The following is a 5695-nucleotide window of genomic DNA, read 5'->3' as shown; positions in this document are numbered from 1 at the left end:
CCATGTACGCACATCTTCCTCAGCCGTCGGTTAACTTTACGGTGCCATCGGTCTTGTTGTAGTCCTGCATGAAGGCGATTTCGGACGGGGGAACGCCGAGCCGGACGAGCTCATCGCGAATCCAGCGGTATGCCGAAAAGCCGCGGGTTTTCTCGACGTTGATCGTGCCGAGATCGGAGAAGATCATCTGCGCGGCGCCGGGCAGGTCATAGGACCTGCCGTCTGGGCGAAGATACGTGGCCCCGCTCGTCTCTTTCCAAATATGAAAGGCATTGCGAACGAGGAGGTTGAGCTTGTTATCCTCCTCATTGTCGTTAGCCGGCATGACGAGGCGAAGATCGATCGCCGCATGCCGGCCGTCGGTGATGACCGAGAGCAGGATATCGTCGCCGGGCTGCGCCGATCCCTCACGCATCTCGATCGCCTTGATGCGGGTGTCAAGGATCTGCTGATAGGACTTGAACGCAGGCGTGGGCTTGGCGGTCAGGATCTGCCGCCGGCCGGTGGAGATATCCGGCACCTTGACGTATTCGCGGAGATCCGCCGGCATGACGACATCAGCAAAGGCTCGGAACATGGCGATCAGTTCCGGGACATTGACGAAGCTCGCAAAGCGGCTGACCGGCTTGTATTTGCCGGACGGCTGGATCTCCAGCTCGGTCGTGGTATCGCCGAAGCAGGACGCCCAGGCATCGAATTCGTGCAGGCCGCGCTCGGCGAGAGCCTCGCGGCCGAGCAGGCGCTGGATCGAGAACATCTCACCGAGTGTGTTGGTGATCGGCGTGCCGGAAGCAAGCACCAGGGCGCGGCCCGGATTCTTCGTTTCGACGAACCGGGACTTCACATAGAGGTCCCAGGCGCGCTGCGAGCCGTTCGGGTCGATGCCCTTCAACGTGCTCATGTTGGTCGCGAAGGAAAGCTTCCGGAACTCCTGCGCTTCATCGACGATGATCTGGTCGACACCGATCTCGGAGATCGTCAGCAGATCGTCCTTTCGGGTCCCAAGCCCTTCCAGACGTTCCTGCAGGCCTTCCTTCAGCCGCTCGAGGCGCTTGCGCGAGACGCGGTCCTCGCTGTCCACCTTGGTCAGCAGATCCTCGTAGAGTTCCAGCTCATCGTGGATCATCTGTTGTTCGAAGGCCGACGGCACGGCGATGAACTTGAACGCCGAGTGCGTTATGATGATCGCATCCCAGGTGGCGGTCGCCGCGCGCGACAGGAAGCGGGCGCGCTTGTCCTTGGTGAAATTCGTCTCGTCGGCGACGAGAATGCGGGCATTGGGGTAGAGAGCGAGAAACTCGCGGGCAGCCTGTGCCAGGCAATGACCGGGGACCACGAGCATGGCCTTGGCGATCAGGCCCAGCCGCCGTTGCTCCATGATCGCCGCCGCCATCGTCATCGTCTTGCCGGCGCCGACCGCATGCGCAAGATAGGTCGAGCCGGAGGAGATGATCCGCCAGATGCCGCGTTTCTGGTGCCCATAAAGAACGAAGGCGCCAGAGGCGCCGGGAAGTTTGAGGTGAGCGCCGTCGAACCGTCTGGGCGCAAGGTTGTTGAACCGGTCGTTATAGACCCGCGCCAGCCGATCGGTGCGATCGGGATCGGTCCAAACCCAGTCCTGGAAGGCCTGTTTGATCTTCTGCAGCTTGTCGCGCGCGGCCTCGGTATCGACGACATTCAGCACGCGGCGCTCGCCACTGACATCCTTGAAGACGTCGAAGATCTGCGGAACACGGCTGTTCAGCGCATCGGCGAGCAGCTCACCGGCATCGCGGCGGCTTGTGCCCCATTCGGATGTTCCTGCAGCACTAAGCCCAAGCTGCCGGGCCTCCACGGTCCAACTCCCAAGCTCCGGCATATGGTGGATCCTGATGTCGGAGCCCATCATCTCCTTCACGAAGGTCACGACGTCGCTCGCCGGATCCACGGCGCCCCGAGGCGCGCGGTGATGTCGGAGGGGCGAAGGTCGGTCGGCTGAACCGCCTGAAGCGCGGGGACGTTGCGTTCGTAGGCTGGATCGAGTGCCGCCGCAGCTTCGGCGACGGCAAGCTTGGTGCGGACCGGACCGGCGATATAGGCATCCGCCGTCTGCCAGGAGCCATCGGCAGGATCCCGGAAGATCGCATCGCCGAGTTCGTCGACTACCGCATCAACGCGTCTGTGCAGCAGCTCGGCGATATGTTCGATGTCGACGCGGCCGCGTTCGTTGAGCACCACGGCCAGCGCGTCCGCAGCACTGGTGATTTCGGGCGGGGCAGGCGGCGCGATGACCCGTTCGGAAAAGATCGGACCTGGTTTCGCCGTATCGGTGTCGAGGTCGTAATCCTCGATCGAGGCAACCAGCCAGCAATCGGGATCGCCGAGGAAGGGCTGCAGGTTCGGACGGCGGTGCGTTTCGCGCACTTCGCCGGATTCCTCATCCTCGCTGATCGAGACCGTGGTGTGGTTGATCGGACCGAAGTCGCGCACGAAGCTCGACCAGGCGATGCGCAGCCGAACTTGCAGATCGCGCCATGGCCGATCCTGCTCCTGGGCCTTCAGCACCTCGCGCACGGCGTCGCGGATCGGAATCAACTTCTTGATGATGCCGACGTGCTTTTCGGACAGGCCTTCGCCTGATCGCCCTTTTCGTACATTCACCGCTTGCGGAGATCCGTCGACCATCTGCATGAGACCGCGGCTGATGTCGATGAAAAAACTTCCTTCCCTGACCTGTCGGTTCTCGGGCCGAAGATCGACGATCTCGCCGAGCTCGTCCTCAAGGTCGATGTCGATCGCGGTCGGCTCGCCGTCATAGCCGCCTTCGGGAAGGCGCCCGATTGCCTCCTCCAGAGCCGCCTGCAGATCCTCGTCGGCGCGCGGCCGGCAGGTGTAGGTTTCGCCAAAGGGCCCGGAGGTGAGGGCATGATCGCCGAGGACGAAACGGGGATGCTCTTCAAACCAGCGGTTCACTAGAATTGCGCCGTCATCTTGGCTTTCGGGCCGCACTTCCTGAAGATCGAGCCATGACAGATCATTCTCGACTTCGCCGGCCTTACGCTTGCGGAAGAAGAGAAGGTCGACGACGACATCCGTGCCGGCGTCCCGGCGGAAACTGCCCTCCGGCAGTCGGATCGCAGCGATCAGGTCGGCGGTCTTGGCGATATGTTCGCGCGCTGTCGCATCCGCCTTGTCCATCGTGCCGGAACTGGTGACGAAGGCGGCGAGCGCGCCGGGTTTCAGGAGGTCGATCGACCGGGCGATAAAGTAGTCATGGAGCCGGAGGCCGAGCGAGCGATAGGTCCGGTCAGACCGGACAGTCCGGTCGGAGAAGGGCGGATTGCCGATGGCGAGATCGTAGATCGGCGCCAGATCGGTTCGCGCAAAGTCGCCTTTGATGATGCGAGCCTTCGGCTGCAGCAGCTTGACGATCCGGGCGGTGACGGGATCGAGTTCGACGCCGGTGACGAAGGTCCTGTCGCGGAACGCCGTCGGCATCAGGGCTGGAAACAGGCCCGTACCGATACCGGGCTCGAGCACGCGGCCGCCACGCCAGCCCATGCGCTGCAAGCCCGACCAGATTGCCCGGATGATGAACTCCGGCGTGAAATGGGCATATTGCGTGCAGCGGGCGAGCGACGCGTAATCCCCATCTGAGACGGCACTTTCGAGCGAGCTGCCGAGCTCGCCCCACCCGGTCCGGAAATCGATCTCACCGGGGCGGCGGAACATCGTGTTCGCCAACTCCGAGGCCCCGAAGCCGGTGAAGCGGACGAGTTGTGCCTGCTCCTTCAGGGTCGCTGGCCTATCCTGCTTCTCGATGTTGTTCGCGATCAGGATCGCCGCAACATTGGCGCGGGCGCGATCCTTCCAGGATACGGCCAAGCCTCGATCCGCGTCGTCGAGGTAGAAGTTGCGCCGGTTGCACTGCCGCCGGGGCGCCGGACGTTCAATCGCCGCGACCGGCAAAGCCGGAGCGGGAGAGGGCGGCGTCGGTTCGGGGTCGTCGTCATTGGCCGCGACCGTATCGAAGCCGCCGAACGGTCTGACACCTAGGCCGAGGCCTGATGACAGCGCGCTGCTGCCGAACATGTCGAGAGTGAAGGGATCGTTGCTCATGAAATTTTCCTCGCAGATAGGCGAGCGTCATCACCCCGCGGGGGAGCACTTGCGGGACTGAAGGACGCTCAGGGTTTTGGGTTTTGTGGCCAAACGGGCCGGGCTGGTCGCGAAATGTCTAGGATTTCGCGATCAGATAGAGCTGCATCGAGTCTTGAAGGAATGCGACACGAAGGTGCGTCGCCTCCGGAGCCGCCGCCATCATGGCTTCGAGCTGTTCCGCATCGATGAAATCGACACCGTCATCGCCGCCGAATGTCCGGCGTTTGACAGCGAACCAGTCGTCATTGGTGCGGGGATCGCATTCCTCGGCATAGACGACAAAGGGCTTGGCACCATCGGCAGTTTGCCGTTGGACATCAGGTAGACACCCTGGTCGCCGACGAGCCAGAGCCCGGGCTGCTCGTCCTTGCCAGGGCGCAGGCCGTAATAGGGGTTACGAAAGCCGCCATGGGCTTCCGCGTCGGCACGTCCGCGGGCGATCGCCTCGCGGACCGATGTGAGCGGGAAAGAAAGCATCGTGAAGCCTCCTTCATGCGGCAATCGGCGAGGGAAGGTGGCGCAGTTGCACCGGCAGCTTGCCGGCGATTTCGTCGTCAGTCAGATCGTCGAGCAGTTTCAACATGCTGCCCGTCTTGCTGCCGTAGAGCAAGATTGTGCGCTTGCCGCACGCGGCTTCCGGCCAGCGATCGCCGGCATAGCCACGATAGTCGTCCGCAGTGATGCTCCAGATATGTTCCAGGCGTTCTTCGCGGGTCATGGCGCGCACCGGCCGGCTCTCACGCTCGATGATTGCCACGCGCATGCGCTCGACCGCTTGCCCATCGGAGAGATCGCAATAGCCATGGAAGTGTCGGATGTCGCCATCGATCCGCAAGGCGAAGAACACTGATGTCACGGAACCGGCGAGATACTCGCGCATAGCGAACATCGCGCCGCGGATCCAGAGCGGTGGCAGGATTTCGAACATGTAGTCATGCTCGACTTCCGTGATCTCGAACCATTCGCCGGCACAAAGGGGCGAGGCGTCGCCCTCCCAACGGTTCGGACGCTGGGCGTGCCGGTCGAACATCCGGAACATTTGCTGGCGTGACGCGACGCCTTGGAAGACCTTTCGGATTGCGGGAGAGGGATTCATCTGCGGCTCCTTCGAGATGGTTCGGGACCGAAGCGCAGCACTGTCCTATCGACCTTGCCATCCTCTTCAGTCCTTCATGACACCTTCCGGGCCGCCGGCATCGCGGCCGGCCGGGTCAAGGGCCGGCTCCGCCGGGCGAAGCTTCCCTTGACGCGGGCGGTGCGAATGCGGCACGCCGTCTTCCTTTCTTTCCCTCTTTTCTTTCTCCCTGATTTTCAGGGTCTCGTTCCAGTCCTCCTCGGGCGGGCGGAGCCGCGACCAGTCGCACCCGGTCTCGACAGCGAGCGCCCGCAACCGCTCGGCAAACAACTCCCCTTGGGGATTGGCGTCTGTCGCGGCGAGGAGGAGAGCATCGGGTCGCGAGGCCAACTGCCGCAGCGCCCCCTCCGTGGACGGCGACCATCCGCCCCCGTTATACCAACGAGCGCCGTTTCCGACTCTCAGGGATTCCCACGGGGC

At 63.1% G+C, this 5695-nt stretch carries 2 protein-coding genes and 2 pseudogenes; all 4 read right to left on the bottom strand.

Features of this window, described 5'->3' with window-relative positions:
• Window positions 1-31: 31 nt before the first annotated feature.
• Window positions 32-4098, bottom strand: a pseudogene (locus tag N181_RS31160) (DEAD/DEAH box helicase family protein); the annotation flags it as partial.
• A gap of 118 nt (window positions 4099-4216) precedes the next feature.
• Window positions 4217-4617, bottom strand: a pseudogene (locus N181_RS05790) (DUF3085 domain-containing protein).
• A gap of 13 nt (window positions 4618-4630) precedes the next feature.
• Window positions 4631-5236 carry a DUF1419 domain-containing protein gene (locus tag N181_RS05785; RefSeq protein ID WP_014330959.1) on the bottom strand — a complete coding sequence of 202 codons (606 nt, stop codon included), beginning with the start codon at window positions 5234-5236 and terminating at the stop codon, window positions 4631-4633.
• A 66-nt stretch (window positions 5237-5302) separates the two neighbouring features.
• Window positions 5303-5695, bottom strand: a 393-nt coding sequence (locus tag N181_RS05780; RefSeq protein ID WP_155621603.1) for a toprim domain-containing protein, incomplete at its 5' end; no start/stop codon positions are given.

Source organism: Sinorhizobium fredii USDA 205, from assembly GCF_001461695.1.
In the GTDB taxonomy this organism is placed as follows: Bacteria; Pseudomonadota; Alphaproteobacteria; order Rhizobiales; family Rhizobiaceae; genus Sinorhizobium; species Sinorhizobium fredii.
This window is presented reverse-complemented; position numbering and strand designations above follow the sequence as displayed.

Coding starts and splice junctions, on each gene's coding strand:
- N181_RS05785 (WP_014330959.1), bottom strand. CDS start 5,236: ATGAATCCCTCTCCCGCAATCCGAAAGGTCTTCCAAGGCGTCGCGTCA.